Annotated in this window: 16 protein-coding genes; 10 read left to right on the top strand and 6 right to left on the bottom strand. The window is 67.6% G+C overall.

Translation table 11 applies throughout. The annotated features are described in order from the left end of the window. Nucleotides 1–46: 46 nt before the first annotated feature. Nucleotides 47–952: a trimeric intracellular cation channel family protein gene (locus CDOO_RS09755; RefSeq protein ID WP_018020762.1), complete on the top strand. Its 906-nt coding sequence runs from the start codon at nucleotides 47–49 to the stop codon at nucleotides 950–952. Here the strand turns inward: CDOO_RS09755 and CDOO_RS09750 are convergent. After that, on the bottom strand, nucleotides 949–2,271 hold the full coding sequence (locus tag CDOO_RS09750) for a UDP-glucose dehydrogenase family protein (protein ID WP_026159187.1): 1,323 nt from the start codon (nucleotides 2,269–2,271) through the stop codon (nucleotides 949–951). The genes CDOO_RS09755 and CDOO_RS09750 overlap by 4 nt on opposite strands. 30 nt (nucleotides 2,272–2,301) lie before the next feature. After that, entirely contained in the window at nucleotides 2,302–3,462 is a 1,161-nt protein-coding gene (locus CDOO_RS09745) for an MFS transporter (RefSeq protein WP_018020764.1), read from the bottom strand. A 104-nt stretch (nucleotides 3,463–3,566) separates the two neighbouring features. Between CDOO_RS09745 and CDOO_RS09740 the strand changes: the two genes are divergently transcribed. Together CDOO_RS09740 and CDOO_RS09735 are read left to right on the top strand one after the other, a co-directional pair. After that, nucleotides 3,567–4,040, top strand: coding sequence for a MarR family winged helix-turn-helix transcriptional regulator (locus CDOO_RS09740; RefSeq protein ID WP_155861253.1), 474 nt, complete (start codon nucleotides 3,567–3,569; stop codon nucleotides 4,038–4,040). An 85-nt stretch (nucleotides 4,041–4,125) separates the two neighbouring features. Next, on the top strand, nucleotides 4,126–5,646 hold the full coding sequence (locus tag CDOO_RS09735) for a GMC family oxidoreductase (RefSeq protein ID WP_018020766.1): 1,521 nt from the start codon (nucleotides 4,126–4,128) through the stop codon (nucleotides 5,644–5,646). Here CDOO_RS09735 and CDOO_RS09730 read toward each other — a convergent pair. Further along, on the bottom strand, nucleotides 5,643–6,140 hold the full coding sequence (locus CDOO_RS09730; RefSeq protein WP_018020767.1) for a hypothetical protein: 498 nt from the start codon (nucleotides 6,138–6,140) through the stop codon (nucleotides 5,643–5,645). The two genes, CDOO_RS09735 and CDOO_RS09730, sit on opposite strands and share 4 nt — an antisense overlap. 92 nt (nucleotides 6,141–6,232) lie before the next feature. Here CDOO_RS09730 and CDOO_RS09725 point away from each other — a divergent pair, with 92 nt between their 5' ends. Both CDOO_RS09725 and CDOO_RS09720 read left to right on the top strand, forming a co-directional pair. Continuing rightward, a complete protein-coding gene (locus CDOO_RS09725; protein WP_155861254.1) occupies nucleotides 6,233–7,270 on the top strand; it encodes a YihY/virulence factor BrkB family protein in 1,038 nt (345 codons plus the stop codon). Nucleotides 7,271–7,284: 14 nt separating this feature from the next. After that, the gene (locus tag CDOO_RS09720) at nucleotides 7,285–8,244 is read left to right on the top strand and encodes a zinc-binding dehydrogenase (RefSeq protein ID WP_018020769.1); all 960 of its coding nucleotides are present in this window, start codon (nucleotides 7,285–7,287) and stop codon (nucleotides 8,242–8,244) included. Here the strand turns inward: CDOO_RS09720 and CDOO_RS09715 are convergent. Further along, nucleotides 8,241–9,476, bottom strand: coding sequence for an HNH endonuclease signature motif containing protein (locus CDOO_RS09715; protein ID WP_018020770.1), 1,236 nt, complete (start codon nucleotides 9,474–9,476; stop codon nucleotides 8,241–8,243). The two genes, CDOO_RS09720 and CDOO_RS09715, sit on opposite strands and share 4 nt — an antisense overlap. A 110-nt stretch (nucleotides 9,477–9,586) precedes the next feature. Here CDOO_RS09715 and CDOO_RS09710 point away from each other — a divergent pair, with 110 nt between their 5' ends. The 5 genes from CDOO_RS09710 (at nucleotide 9,587) to CDOO_RS09690 (ending at nucleotide 13,151) form a co-directional block, all read left to right on the top strand. After that, nucleotides 9,587–10,405 (top strand): serine hydrolase domain-containing protein, encoded by an 819-nt coding sequence (locus CDOO_RS09710; protein ID WP_026159188.1) that lies wholly within the window; start codon nucleotides 9,587–9,589, stop codon nucleotides 10,403–10,405. Between the two features lie 4 nt (nucleotides 10,406–10,409). Then, complete coding sequence (locus tag CDOO_RS09705; RefSeq protein WP_018020772.1) at nucleotides 10,410–10,808, top strand: TOBE domain-containing protein; 399 nt, start codon at nucleotides 10,410–10,412, stop codon at nucleotides 10,806–10,808. A 67-nt stretch (nucleotides 10,809–10,875) separates the two neighbouring features. Continuing rightward, complete coding sequence (locus CDOO_RS09700) at nucleotides 10,876–11,556, top strand: NAD(P)H-binding protein (protein ID WP_018020773.1); 681 nt, start codon at nucleotides 10,876–10,878, stop codon at nucleotides 11,554–11,556. A 10-nt stretch (nucleotides 11,557–11,566) separates the two neighbouring features. Then, entirely contained in the window at nucleotides 11,567–12,091 is a 525-nt protein-coding gene (locus CDOO_RS13310; RefSeq protein WP_018020774.1) for a DUF6308 family protein, read from the top strand. Nucleotides 12,092–12,116: 25 nt separating this feature from the next. Further along, a complete protein-coding gene (locus CDOO_RS09690) occupies nucleotides 12,117–13,151 on the top strand; it encodes a trimeric intracellular cation channel family protein (protein ID WP_018020775.1) in 1,035 nt (344 codons plus the stop codon). Here CDOO_RS09690 and CDOO_RS09685 read toward each other — a convergent pair. Both CDOO_RS09685 and CDOO_RS09680 read right to left on the bottom strand, forming a co-directional pair. Beyond that, nucleotides 13,138–14,043, bottom strand: coding sequence for a CE1 family esterase (locus CDOO_RS09685; protein ID WP_018020776.1), 906 nt, complete (start codon nucleotides 14,041–14,043; stop codon nucleotides 13,138–13,140). The genes CDOO_RS09690 and CDOO_RS09685 overlap by 14 nt on opposite strands. 93 nt (nucleotides 14,044–14,136) lie before the next feature. Then, nucleotides 14,137–14,739 (bottom strand): excalibur calcium-binding domain-containing protein, encoded by a 603-nt coding sequence (locus tag CDOO_RS09680; protein WP_018020777.1) that lies wholly within the window; start codon nucleotides 14,737–14,739, stop codon nucleotides 14,137–14,139. Between the last annotated feature and the right edge of the window lie 202 nt (nucleotides 14,740–14,941).

The raw sequence follows: 14,941 nt of genomic DNA, 5'->3' as shown, positions 1-14,941 counted from the left end.
TCCCGGCTACCGGGGGGGTGCGGGTGTTCTGTATGCGGTACCTACCATGGGGCCCGTGACCCTCGACTTTCTTCCCCAGCTCCTCGATCCCCAGCAGGCCCAACCCGGGGTGCAGGCCCTCTACCGCTACATCGACATCACCGGCGTCTTCCTCATGGGGGTTGTCGGTGGCACGGTTGCGCGTAGGCAGGAGTACGACATCATCGGATTCTTCTTCCTCGCCCTCTTCTCCGCACTGGGAGGGGGAATGGTGCGCGACGCCCTGATCCAGCGCGGCACCGTCGCCGCGGTAGCCTCGCCGGAGTACCTCATCCTCGCGTTCTCCGGCGCGTTGATTGCCTGGCTGTTCCACTTCCGGGGGCCGTTGTGGGACCGGGTTTCTGCACACGCGGACGCGATCATCGCTGGCTCGTGGGCCGTCACGGGAGCCACCAAGGCGCTGACGTTCGGACTCCCGGTCCTCTCGGCCCTGTTCATGGGCGTGCTCACCGCGACGGGCGGCGGGATGATCCGGGACGTGGTCACCGGCCACCGACCGCAGGTGTTCGGCGGCAATCAGCTCGCCGTGATTCCCGCGGTCGCGGCCGCCGCGGTGTGCGCGGTCTTCCACCACTCGGACATGCAGGCCGTGGGCATGATCCTCGGGCTGCTCGTGGGCTCGGGTCTGGCCATCGCCTCACACTGGTTCGGCTGGACGCTGGGCACGGACCCGGATTTTGCCCCGGCGACCATGACGGCGCGCCAGATCGCACACCTGGCACGGTCGGCCACGCGGCGGGGGAGGAAGGGGCGCAGCGAAACGTCGAAAAGCGAGAGTCCGGAACCGGAGGTCCCTGACCCGGACTATTCCTTCGAGGAGATCCTGCGAGCCATGCATGAGGACGAGACCGACGAGGGCCGGCACAACGAACGTGAGTTCATCAGCGCCTGGCTCGCGTGGCAGGCCCGCTAGCTCAGCGTGCGCCCCATCGCGCGGATGTTCCAGCCGGCGTCGCGCCACTGCACCGGGTCCAGGACGTTGCGCGCGTCGATGATGTTGGGCTTGTCGACGACCTTTCCCACCTCCTGCGGGTCCATGTCCCGGAATTCCTGCCATTCCGTGGCAAGGATGACCAGCTCGGCGCCGGAGAGCGCGTCGGTGAGCGAGTCCGCGTAGGTCAGGGTGGGGAACACCTTGCGGGCGTTGGCCATGGCCTGCGGGTCGAAGACACTCACGGCCGCGCCGGAGAGGGACAGCTGACCGGCCACGTTGAGGGCGGGGGAGTCACGCACGTCGTCGGAGTTGGCCTTGAACGCCGCGCCCAGGACCGTCACCCGGTGGCCCAGGAGTGAGCCGCCGAAGGTGTCCTTGGCGAACTGCACCACGCGGTCGCGCTGGCGCATGTTGATGGTGTCCACCTCGCGGAGGAAGCTCAGCGCCTGGTCCGCGCCGAGCTCGCCCGCGCGGGCCATGAAGGCCCGGATGTCCTTGGGCAGGCAGCCGCCGCCGAAGCCGAGGCCGGCACCGAGGAACTTGCGGCCGATGCGGTCGTCGTGGCCGATGGCGTCGGCGAGCGCGACGACGTCGGCGCCCGAGGCCTCGCATAGCTCGGCGACCGCGTTGATGAAGCTGATCTTGGTGGCCAGGAAGGAGTTGGCGGACACCTTGACCAGCTCGGCGGTCTGCCGGTCGGTGACCAGGAACGGAATGCCCTCGGCGAGCTGCGAGGCGTAGATCTCGCGGACGGTGGGCTCGGCGGGGGAACCGTCGCGAAGCCCGACGACGATGCGGTCGGGGTGAATGGTGTCGTCGACGCCGTGGGACTCGCGGAGGAACTCGGGGTTCCACGCGATCTCCACCGTGGTGCCCTCGGGGGCGAGCAGGTCCGCGAGGTCCTGCAGCTCGGCGGCGGTGCCGACGGGGACGGTGGACTTGCCCAGGATGAGGTGATCACCCTTGAGCAGGGGAACGAGCGTGGCGATGGTGTCCCGGACGTAGGTCAGGTCTGCCGCGTAGCTACCGCGCTGCTGCGGCGTGCCGACACCGAGAAAGTGCACGTTGGCGTACTCCGCGGCCTCGCGGTAGTCGGTGGAGAACCGGAGGCGACCCTCGGTGAGGTTGCGCTCGAGGATCTCGGGCAGACCAGGCTCGTAGAAGGGGACCTTGCCGTCGGAGAGCAGGGCGATCTTGCTCTCGTCGACGTCGACGCCGATGACTTCGTGGCCGAGTTCCGCCATGCAGGCGGCGTGGGTCGCGCCGAGGTAACCGGTGCCGATGACAGACATACGCATGGGTCAGAACCTTACCTGGGAATCGATGTTCTAGCGCCCCGAGGCCGCTGACCGGCCATGGACGGCGACGTAGAACCCGGCGGAGAGGACGGACACGCCGGAGAGCAGCGCGTACATGGTGCCGTACCCCGAGGCGGAGACCAGACCGCCGAGCAGGACCGGTCCCACGCCGAGGCCGACGTCCATGAGCAGGAACATCGAGGAGATGCCCGTGCCCAGGCGCTCCGGGGGAACCAGGCGCACGGCGATGGCCTGGCAGGCGGGCATGAGCGTGCCGTAGCCGAGCCCGGTCAGGGCGCCCGCGAGGACGACCTGCCAGTCGGCCCGGGCCACGGCGAGGATGCCCAGCGCGACGGTGAAGCTGACCAGCCCGAGGCCGATGACGACGTTGTCGCCGCGGCTGTCCTGCAACCGGCCAAGGACAAAACGCATGACCAGCATGATCGCCGCGTAGGCGAGGAAGAACAGACCCGCGCCGGTGCTGAGCCCCCGTTGGTCGGCGTAGCCGTTGAGGAAGGTGATCACGCCCGAGTAGCACAGGCCGACGAGCAGCATGAACAGGCCGATGGGCACGACCGCGGGGTGGGCGATGTCGGCGAGGGTGAACCGGGAGGATTCTGCGCGGGGTGCGCGGGGGATGCGGACAAACAGTGCGAGCAGGAGTGCGACCACCGACGTGGCCAGGGTGACGGTGAAGAGGACGGGGTAGGAGTACGAACGCACGAGGAAGAGCCCCAGCGCGGGGCCGACCGCGGTGGCCAGGGTCGAGCTCAGCGCGAAGTAACCCGTGCCCTCCGCGCGGCGCTCGGGCGGGATGGCGGACTGGACCACGGCCATGATCGCGGTGCTGGCGAACGCGTAGGCGAAACCGTGGAGAAAACGCACCGCGATGAACAGGGGGAGGGAGTGAGCAGGGAAGTAGAGGCAGCAGGCGACGACGACCACGACGACCGAGCCCAGCAGCACGGGGCGCCGCCCGAGGACGTCGGTGACGTAGCCGGAGAAGAGCCGGGCGATGGTGGCGCCGATGACAAAAGAGCTGGCGGCGAGCCCGCTGGCTGCCTCGGAGGCGGCGAACTCCGTGACGGCGTAGAGCGCCGTGGTGGTGACGAGCAGGTAGAAGAGCAGGTACTGCACGAAGTTGACCAGCCAGGAGAGCAGAAAGGTGGGGGTGATGAGTCTGGAGGTCACGGGGGAGTCTTTCGCTGATCGATCCGAGGGTAGATTGCACTATGCAAATTGCATGATGCAATCGACCCTACTCAGCGCGCCGGGGAGCGGGCACAATGGGGCACATGGAACGCCCCGAGCTCGCCGACCTCGTCTACGAACACATGCTGCTGTCCCGTCACGCGCTCCAGGGGGCCGCGCCCTACGGCCGCGAGCACCTCATCGACCGCAGTGCCGCCGTCCTCCTCGCCCGGCTCGACGCCGAGGGGCCGATGACGGTCGGGGAGCTCGCCGACGCCTTCGACCTCGGCGTATCGACGGTCCACCGCCAGGTCGCCGCCGCCATGAGGCGCGGCCTGATCGACCGCATCCCCGATCCCGTCGGCGGCCCGGCCCGCAAACACCGGCCCACCGCCGAGGGGTTGCGGCTGCTGCGCGAGGAATTTGCGGGCAGGCGTGGATCCGTGGCCGACATCGTCGCCGACTGGTCCGACGAGGATCTGGCCACGTACGTCGCGCTGCTGCGCCGTTTCAACGAGGGGGTCGAGGCCGTGCGCGGGAAACCCTGGCCGCGCGGTAGTGCACCCGATGCCAAGTAACTGCGCGCTCTGAGCGCAGCCGGGGCGGCCCGGCCCGGAGCATGATGGGGAAAGTAATCCACATCACACCGGGAGGCCTCTCAACATGCTGAACTACATCGTCGTCGGCGCGGGATCGGCGGGCAACGTCGTCGCAAAGCAGCTTCTCGACGCCGGGCACACCGTCGCGATTCTCGAGGCCGGCGGCCAGGACACCAATCCGATCATCGCCGACGTCGCCGCCGCCGGAGCGCTCTGGCGCGGGCCGGAGGACTGGAACTACGTCACCACCGAGCAGGAGGGTTGTCACGGGCGCCGCCTCAACCTCCCGCGCGGCAAGGTCATGGGCGGCTCGCACGCGCTCAACGCCACCATCTGGGTGCGCGGGCCGCGGCAGGACTACGACACGTGGAACTACCTCGGTTGCCCGGGGTGGGGATACGACGACGTGCTCCCGGTGTTCAAGGCGATCGAGAACTACAGCGGCGGCGGGTCCGACAGCCGTGGCGGCGACGGGTTCCTCGACGTCACGAGCGACTTCGACCTCAACCCCATCCAGCAGTCCATCCTCGACGGCGCGGTCGAGTGGGGCCTCGAACTCAACGAGGACTACAACACCGGCGAGGTTGACGGGGTATCGAAGATGCAGCTCAACGTGCGCGACGGCAAGCGCTTCAACACCTGGCACGCCTACCTCAGGCCGGAGATGGACAACCCCGACCTGCGCATCTACATCGATTCCCATGTCCTGCGCCTCCTGGTCGCCGACGGCCGGATCACCGGCGTGGAGTTCCGCCACGACGGAGAGGTGAAGACCCTCGAGGCCGCCGAGACGATCCTCTGCGCCGGCGCGCTGGGTTCGCCGGAGATTCTGCTGCGCTCCGGCATCGGCCCGGCCGAGGAGCTCGCGGAGGTCGGCGTCGACCCGGTGCACGATCTCCCCGGGGTGGGCAGGAACCTGCACGACCACCTGCTGTCGCCGGTCATCTTTACCACCCATGCCCGCGAGGTTCCCCCGCCCGAGGTGGCCGCTGCGGAGACCCACCTGTTCTGGAAGAGCGACCCCGACCTCGCCGTGCCGGACACCCAACCCATCAACTTCTCACTACCCATGTACTTCCTCGACGACATGACCGGCCCCGAGAACGGATTCTCCCTGGTGGCAGGCCTCGTCCGGCCGCTGTCCCGCGGCTCGGTCACCCTCAGCGGGCCGGGCGAGGACGACCCCGTCAACGTCGACCTCGGCGCCCTGCGGGACAAGGAGGACGCCCGCGCCCTCGCCGCCTCCGTGCGCCAGTGTCGCGAGATCGGCCGTACCGCCGCGCTGGGGGAGTGGGAACCCGAGGAGATCTACCCGGGGCCCGAGGTGTCAGATTCCGACGAGGACCTCATCGACTACGTGCGCTCCACGGCCGTGACCTATCACCACCAGGTGGGCACCTGCCGGATGGGACTCGACGAACTCGCCGTCGTCGATCCACGTACCTTCCGGGTTCACGGACTCAGTGGGATCCGGGTGGCGGACGCCTCGATCATGCCGCTCATCACCACGGGCAACACCAACGCGCCGACCATCATGATCGCGGAGCGGGCGGCGGCTCACCTCCTGGGCGACGAGGAGGCCTAGGCCGCGGCGCCCGGCAGCATCAGACCGCCGGCCATCCACAGCGCCAGGGAGCAGACGATCACGATCTCCCACCGGCGTTTCGACAGCATCGGCACCTCACTCTGGCGTCCGAGCAGCTCGAGCTCCGCACCCCGGAGGACCCTGCGCAGCTCCTCGTGGGACGTGCGACTGCGCTGCCACTCGGCGATCGTCCTCTGGTCGGTCCGATTGCGGTAGTGCCAGTAGGCCCCCGGAAGGAGGATTCCCAGACTGACGGCGATCCCGCCCACGACGCTGCCCACCGTGCTGCCTTCCGCGTAGGAGGTGGGGCTGAACAGGGCGGAAACGAGCATGAATCCCCCGAGCACCACGGAGACCCACGCCCACACCTTCTTCTTCGTGGTGGGGCGGTACTTCTGCAGACGCTCGCGCGCGGAGACCGGGTCAACCTGCGACGAGTCGGCGGAGCTCCACTCCAGCGGAATGACCGGGCCGTTGTCGAACGGATTCGTCATGGCAGTCAGTATCGCACGGGCTGGTCGGCAGTGAGCGGGAAACAAACGTCGATAAGCGTCGATTTCCCGGGGGCTGTGGAAAGATCGGCACGGTGTCGACGAAAATCCAGACCTCGATAACGATGTCCGACCGCTGGTACGTCATCCGGCGGTCCATCGCCTCGTTCTGGCAGAGCCGCGGGCAGGACAGCGGCGCGACGCTGACCTTCTTCTCCGTGCTCGCCTTCGCACCCACCCTGCTGTCGGTCTATTCGATTGCCACGCTCATTCTGGCGAACAACCGGGACCTCGTCGAACAGCTGACCACGGACTTCATCCAGACCTTCGTCCCCGGCGGATACGAGAGCGTGGTCCGCGACGTGGTGAACATGGTCGTGGGATCCTCCGCCGGCGGAATCATCGGCCTGGTGGTCGCCGTGTTCATCTCCCTGTGGTCCTCCTCCGCCTACGTCCGCGCCTTCTCCCGGACCGCGAACGAGGCGTACGGCGTGTGGGAGGGGCGCAACATCGTCCGCCTGTGGGCCTCGATGTTCCTGGTCACGGCCATGCTGGTCGTCGGAATGGTGCTGGTCCTCGCGGCGGCGATGCTGAACAAGCCGATCATCGACACGCTGCTGGTCCCGGTGGCCACCCCGCTCGGGCTCGACGGTGTGGTGCAGTTCCTCACCGAGAAATTCCTCCCGGTGTGGCGGTGGGTGCGCTGGCCCGTGATCGTCATTCTGCTCATGCTCATCATCGACGTCATGTACTACTTCACCCCGAACATCAGGGCGCCGCGCTTCCGCCTGCTCTCCGTGGGCTCGACCTTCGCCACCGCCGGCATCATCGTCGTGGGGCTCCTCTTCACCGTCTACCTGCGCTATCTCACCGGAATCAGCTCCTACGGGGCGCTCGGCACGGTCATCGCGGCGCTGTTTGCTCTGTGGATCGCCAACATCATCGTGGTGTTCGGAATAATTCTCGACGTTGAATCCCTCCGGATGCGCCAACTCCGACGCGGCAAGGAGGCAGAGGAGACCCTCGACCTGCCCGTGCGCTCCGAGGGAGGCATCGAGTTTCTGGGGCGGGTCCAGGAGCGCCACGTCGGCCAGGCCCGGGACATCCGTGGGTGGGGGCTGGATGAGAAGTGACTAGGGTGGCGCGCATGAAAGCCAGCTACGTCACTGAAACCGGGGACCCCGACGTCATCTCCTACGGCGAGATTCCGGATCCCGTACTCGCACCGACCGACATCCTGGTGAGGATGGAGGCATCCGAGGGGGTGATCGCGGACTCCTACGTCCGGACCGGGTTGTACCCGACCCCGCAGGTGTATCCGCAGGTCATCGGCCGGGATCTGGTCGGTGTGGTGGAAGAGGTCGGCGAAGGGACCACGGGATTCACCGTGGGCGACCGCGTCTGGTCGAACTCGCTCGGTTACGGCGGTCGGCCCGGCGCCTGGTCCGAGCGTGTGGCGGTTCCCGTCGAGCGGCTCTACCACCTCCCCGAGAACGTGAGCGCGGAGGATGCCGCGGTGGTTCTCCACGGTGGGGCGACCGCCTGCATTGGTCTGCAGCGCTACGCCGACCTTAAACCGGGCGAGCGGGTATTCGTCGGCGGAGGTGCCGGCGGGGTGGGCTCGGCGGTGGTGCAGGTGGCGGTGGCCATGGGAGCCGTCGTCGTCGCGACCGCCTCACCCGACGACCACGAGTGGGTCCGGTCGCTCGGCGCCTCTGAGGTGTTCGACTACCACGGGTTTGAGCCTTCCGATCTGAGCGAAAAAGTGGATCTCTGGTGGGACACCTCCGGAAAAATGCCGCTGGCACCCGCGTTCGACGCGCTCGCGCCGGGCGAGAGAATCGTGGTCACCGCGAGCGATTCGGAGGAGGAGACACTTCCCGTACAGTCGCTGTTCTTCACCAACCACACCGTGTACGGCTTCGCCCTGCCGAATGAGCCCGTGGCGGTGCTCGCCGAGGCCGCGCGGGTGATGAACTCGCTCCTGGCTGCGGGCAAGCTTGAGGGCAGGGTGGATCAGCGACTGACCATCGCTGACGGACGCAAGGTCCACGAGAAGCTCGAGGCCGGCGGGCTGAAGGGCCGGATTCTGGTGCTGCCCTCCTAGAATTCGGGTTGCTCGGTCGGGCCCTCCTCCTGCTCCCGGTCGGGGGCGTGGTGGTGCTCCCGACGGCGGGTGATGCGCTGACCCAGGGTCTGCACCCAGTTCCTCGCCTTCGCCGACAACGGACCCTCCGGCACCGAATGCACCCACGTCCCGTCCTCGAACAACCACACAATCTCCCCCTCCGGCAACCGCACCGGAAACATCCGCCCATCCGTCTTTATGTTGTGACAGTGCGCGCACAAGGACGCGAGGTTATCCGCACACGTCGGCCCACCCGCGGCCCAGTCCACGGAATGATCCATCTGCGCATCCGCCGCACTGCGGTTGTCCCCCGGACCCCGACACGTACCGTCACGACCGACGACAAACGCCCGGATATCCTCCGGAGTCTGATACCCCGCCGCCACCTTTGTGGCGACCTTGTCCATGTCACGGACCTGGGTGGCGGTGTCAGCCAGGGCGTTGCTGACCTGGGGTGTCAGCCAACCCGCGCCGAAGACGTACGCCGGGGCATCCTCGACGTCGTGGGCGCGGTAGAGGTTGAGCACCACCCGCACCCGGGCAGCCCCGGTGACCAGATCCCGCAGCGCCTCCGCCTCACTGCACCCGGCCTCGGCGACCCGGGCACGCAGGGCGGCCTCGATGATAAGGGCCACGTCCGTGGGGGCGTCGAGGTTGAGGTAGGAACGCCCGTCATCACCGTGGTGGGCGGAAAACGTCGGTGGTGCGGGGGGATCGGGTGTGTGGTCCACGTCGAGGGTGGGGGCGAGCAGGCGGATCCAGTCGCGGATGCGTGCGGTGATCTGCCCCGCGCTGGGTAGTAGCTGGTTGAGGCGGGTGGGCAGGAGATAGAGGGCGAGTCTGGTGTCGATCAGGGCGAGGAGTGTCTCGTCGGTGAGCAGGCACAGGGCTTTGTCGATGGCGATCAGGCGGGAGAGGTCCAGGCGGTGGGTGGTGTCCTGGATTTCGCGTACCAGGGGTAGCTCGGTGAGGCGGTGGACGGCGGCGAGGGCGTTGCCGATCTGGAAGCGGCCTTTGCCGGTGAGGCGGTGGATGGCGGTGACGGCGAGGTCGTAGTCGGCGTCCTCGTCGGGGAGCAGGGTGGTCCAGAGTTGGTATTCGCTGCGGCGGATCTGGTGGGCGAGGTGTGCTGTGGGGTGGTCTGCCTCGGTGGCGTAGTAGGCCCCGGGGTGTTTTTCGTGGTGTGTGGTCAGGACAGGTGAGGTGTACATGATTCCCCCGAATCACGATGCAATGACGTTGTCTGCAACCCACCCTACCCCAGTTAGAACAAATGTGCGAATCGAACGCAAAGTCCGGGACGGCCGCTACCCTGGCCAGCATGAGCATGGAAACCGCGTTGGAGAAGGTGGGGCAGTGGCCCGTCGATAAGCACGCCGCGGCGGTGATTACCGCAAAAGGGACGACGAGCGTCGGGGACGTGGACCGGGTCTTCGAGCTGGCCAGCGTGACCAAGCTGCTGAGCGCCTACGGTGTGCTCATGGCGGTGGAGGAGGGGGCGCTGGAGTTCGACGAGCCGCTGGGGCCCGAGGGATCCACCGTGCGGCATCTGCTCGCACACGCGTCCGGGGTGGCGTTCGACTCACGGGAGAACCCCAAGCCCGTCGGTGAAAGGCGCATCTATTCCTCCGCCGGGTACGAGTGGCTGGCAGAGAAGGTCGCGCAGGAGGCGGACATGTCGTTCGCGGAGTACCTCCGGCTCGGTGTCTTCGAACCGCTGGGGATGACGGACACGCAGCTGTGGGGATCGGCGGGGCATGAGGCGCGCTCGAGCGTGGCGGACCTGACGAAGTTTGCCGCGGAACTCCTGGACCCGAAACTTCTCGCCCCCTCGACCGCCCGCAAGGCCATGACGGTGCAGTTCCCGGGCCTGCGCGGCATCGTGCCGGGCTACGGGATGCAGAAACCCAACGACTGGGGCCTGGGTTTCGAGATCAGGGGGGAGAAGTCACCCCACTGGACGGGAACGACCATGCCGGCGGAGACTGTCGGCCACTTCGGGATGGCGGGGACGTATCTGTGGGTGGTGCCGTCGAGAAGCGTCGCCATGATCGCGCTGAGTGACCGGGACTTCGGGGACTGGGCGAAACCCCTGTGGGCCGAAACCAACGACGCGGTGTGGAGCGAACTGCAACAATAGGGGTATGCCCGCCATCAGGATCAAGACCGCCGCCATCCTCCTCGGAGTTTCCGACGACACCGTCCGCCGCTGGGTCAGCCAGGGCAAGTTGCAGTCCACCGACGGCGGCGTCGACGGTGCCTCCCTCGCCGCCTTCGCCAACGAACGCGCCAGGGACCAGGCGCTCGGCGATCCCGCATCGCAGGAGATTCAGTCCGCCCGCAACCAGCTCACCGGCCTGGTCACCCGCATCACCTCGGACACGGTGATGAGCCAGGTCGAACTTCAGTGTGGTCCCTACCGCGTGGTCTCCCTCATCTCCACGGAAGCGGTCCGGGATCTCGGGCTGGAGGTCGGCTCCGTCGCCACCGCCGGCATCAAGGCGACCAACGTGACGGTGTCGCTCCCCGACGGCACCCGGTGAACCCCGGCTCATGCAAGATCGCTCATGGATACCTACCGTGGGTGGCACAACCTACGAGGAGGAAAACATGTCCACAGTGATCATCATCGGCGGCCACGGCAAGGTCGCGCTCCGTACCGCTCCGCTGCTTATCGACGCCGGGCACACCGTTCGCTCCATCATCCGCAAGGAGGAGCAGGCCGCCGACATCCGCGACACGGGTGCCGAGCCCGTCGTGGCCGACATCGCCTCCCTTAGCGAGGATGAGCTCGTCGACCTGTTCCGCGGCGCCGGCGCCGTGATCTGGGCGGCCGGTGCGGGCGGCGGCGACGCCGACGCTACCTGGGCCATTGACCGCGATGCCGCGATCCGCACCATGGATGCCGCGGAGAAGGCGCAGGTCAACCGTTACGTCATGGTCTCCTACTTCAACTCCCGGCTTGTCGACGGCCGTGTGCCCGGCGTCAGTAAGGACGAGGGCATGTACCCCTACTACAACGCGAAGTCCCAGGCGGACGAGCACCTGAAGAACTCCCGCCTCGACTACACCATCGTCGGCCCGTCGGCCCTCAACCTCGACGAGCCCTCCGGCATGATCACCGTGGACAACTCCGGTGAGAGCGCCGACCTCGACGTCCCGGAGACCTCCCGCGGCAACGTCGCCCAGGTCATCGCGGCCGCTCTCGACGAGCCCGAGGCCGTGCGCAAGACCATCTTCTTCCACGACGGCGACGCGCCGATTGCCCAGGCAGTGAAGACGGGCCATTAAGATTGCGGGCATGAAACTTATCGACGACCACGAGAAAGCTGTCGAGCTCCTCACCGCCTACACGGGCCGGCTGGAGGCGCGCTTCGACCGCCTGGTGGAGGATCCGTCCACCGACCGGTTCACCGCGGACGACCTCATGGCCGCCTACCTGCACGGCGGTCGCGGATTCACCCGCCAGGTGGTGGCGGACCTGTTGTACTCGGACACCTACGCCGAGCTCCTGGCCGAGGTGGGTGACGACACCCACCTGTTCAAGGCCAAGAAGAAGCAGGTCACCGCAGCACTGGAGCTTTTCGAGGCCCTGCAGGAACTGCCCGGGGTGGGCCCGGCCACGGCGGCGAAGCTCGTTGCCAGGAAACGCCCGAAACTCTTCCCCGTTGGGGTCGCCGGCGCCGATGAGGTATGGGAGCTCCGGGAGGCCCTGGCGGCCGACGCCGACCAGGTGTCCGCGATGAAGAAGGCCCGCAAGGACGCGGGTATGCCCAAGTCGGTGACGCCGCTGCGGGTCGTCGAGATACTCAACGCCCGGACCTGACACCCGGTTTCCTAGACTCGGGGGCATGAACGTCGAAGGTGTCGATCCGCAGATTCTCCTGATGTACCGCGTATCGGATGTCAGTGGCGTCCTGCTCATGGGGGTCATCGGCGGGACCATCGCCCGCCAGCGGGGATTCGACATCGTCGGATTCCTCTTCATCGCGCTGTTCTCCGCCCTCGGCGGAGGCATGATCCGCGACGTGCTCATCAACCAGGGCACCGTCGCGGCGATGGCCACCCCGGAATACCTGCTGCTCGCCTTCATGGGCTCACTCATCGCGCGGTTCGTGTATTTCAAGGGCCGGGCCTGGGAGCAGGTCCAGGTGCACGGGGACGCTATCGTCTCCGGGCTGTGGGCCGCGACGGGATGTGTGAAGGCCCTGTCCTTCGGGCTGCCGTTTCTCTCCTGCGTGATGATGGGCGTGTTCACCGCCGTCGGCGGAGGCATGATCCGCGACGTGGTCACCGGCCGCATCCCAGGTGTGTTCGGCAACAACACCCCCACGGTGATCCCCGCCGTGGCGGTGACCCTGGTTGTCCTCGGGTGCAACGCCTTCGATCTGCTCGCCTACGGCATGGTGCTCGGGCCGTTGCTGGGCATCGCGCTGACGCTCTACGGCTACTGGGCCGGCTGGCGCATCGACACCGACTCCGAGTGGGCGCCGGTCAACCGGGCTGTCTCCAAGGCGGAGCGGGAATCACGCAAGGTGGCCCGCGAGATTGAGCCGCGGCGGGTTCGCGCCTGGCGTCACCGGCAGATGGAGAAGGCGCTGGAGCGCCGCCAGCGCAAGAACCCGGTGCTCGACGATCAGTCACCGGAGGAGATGATGGACGCGCTGACCTCCGAGTTTGAGCAGGTGCAGGAGGAGGAGTCGTCGGGCTTCGGCATGGACCTCGGCGGCGGTTCCTACGACTACTACGACGCCGACGCCGCCGAGACCACCGGCGACGGCCGAACGACGGACGAGATCCTCAACAAGGTGCTCGCCGACGACGATCTCATGGACGAGCTGCTCGACCGTCTCGAGCGCAAGGGCCGGGGAGCTACAGAGAGTTAAAGAACGTGGCGACGGTGGCGCTTGCCGGCGGGACTGCCGGCCAGCCGTGGCCGTAGCCGCTGATCCGCAGCAGCTGGGTCGGGGCCAGGCACCCCGCGGGGGTCACGACGGTGGCCGGGCCCTCTACCCGCTCCGTCAGCGTGGACATGTCGCAGGTGTTCCGGGTACCGAAGGAGGCGAAGACCTTCTCCACACCCTGGTACGGCGCGTCGTGGCGCACCCCGCCCTCATAGGAGATGACGCCGTCGGCGGTGTCGTGAATGAGCAGGGCCGGGACCGCAGCCGACTTACAGCCCTGGACGGTCGGGTCATAGAACGCGCCCGACACGGTGGCGATGCCGTCGACGAGCTCCGGTGCGTGGCAGGCGAGGGCGGCCGCCATGCCGCCACCGTTGGAGTGGCCGACCGCGTAGACCTCGTCCGCGTTGCCGGAGTAGTGGCTGGCAGCGTCGTCGATAATTGTGCGGATGAACGCCACATCCTGGTTGATCGAGGTGGCGGCGTAGGGGGCGCCAGCCCAGGCGTTGTCGATGCCCGCGGGGTAGATGACCACCGCGTCCGGTGCTGCGCCGTCGATCCTGGTGTCGCGCATCATGCGCTCGGGGGTGACGTTCCATCCGCCGAAAGCGAGGATGACGGGGTACGTCTGCGCGGGGTCGTAGTTCTGGGGCTTGACCACGAGGAATGTGCGACCGCTGGGCAGCGTGCGGATATCCGCGTTGCCCAAGGTGCCGGTGGTCGCCGCCTCGCCGGACTCAGTGGCCTGGCTGGAGGACAGCGAGGGCAGGGACGACTGGGACGACAGCTGGGCCGAAGCCACCGGCACAGACATGGTTGCGCAGGCGAGGGCCGCGCACGTCGCGGTCAGCGCGGACCGCAGGCGGAGTTTCATACCGGTGAGAGTAGACCACGGGTGGCGGAGCTTGCCGGGTTTCTGCCCGCGACAGGAAAAGACCCCGCCGGGTGGGCGGGGTCGGTGAGGGGACTAGCGGGGGCGGCTCTCGCAGCCGACGCCGTCGCCGTCGCGGTCGAGGGCATCGCGGTAGCCTGCGTCGTCCCGGTAGATGCTGCGTCCGAGGCGGTTCCACACGTCGGTGCAGTTGGCGTAGTAGGGGGCGTTGGTGCGGGCCTGCACGGGTGCGGGAGCGGGCGCGGGTGCCGGAGCGGGGGCGGGTGCGGGCGCCGGTGCCGGAGCGGGAGCCGGAGCAGGGGCAGGGGCGGGCTGGAAGGGCTCGGGGACCCACTTGGTGGGGATGATACCCGGCAGCGGGTTGGGGATGATGCGCTCGTAGATGGCCCATGCCGCACCTCCGACGGCCGCGGCGACCAGCGCCAGGGTGCCGATCACGGCGACCGCAGTGATGATCGAGGCGTCGGAGGATCCGTCCTCGTCACTCTCGCCGGATGTGTCTTGCCCGGTGGGTTCGGCCAGCTTGGGGACGGTGTCGGACACTTCTGCCTGTCCGGTTTCGGAAGCGACGGAGCTGAACCCGATCTGGGGCGCGGGCTCGGCGACGGCGGTGGCAGTGGCAGTGGAGGAGAGGCTGACGCAGCTGACGGCGACGAGCGCGATGAGTGTTTTCTTCACCCGCGTATGTTGACACACGAATGTGTGTGATGTGGGGGAAAGCTGTCATCTCGTTGTGAGCTGGCTGCCCCCGCCCCACCCGCGTTCCTTCAAGCTCGACTTCAGCTTCACCAAATGGGGGCTTTAAGTGCACCTTTAGGGTTGCTGGTGTGACTGGAGGGGGACCAGAATCGGGTGCGTCGCAAGGGACTCGTTCACCGAT

Source organism: Corynebacterium doosanense CAU 212 = DSM 45436 (genome assembly GCF_000767055.1).
Lineage (GTDB): Bacteria > Actinomycetota > Actinomycetes > Mycobacteriales > Mycobacteriaceae > Corynebacterium > Corynebacterium doosanense.
This window is presented reverse-complemented; position numbering and strand designations above follow the sequence as displayed.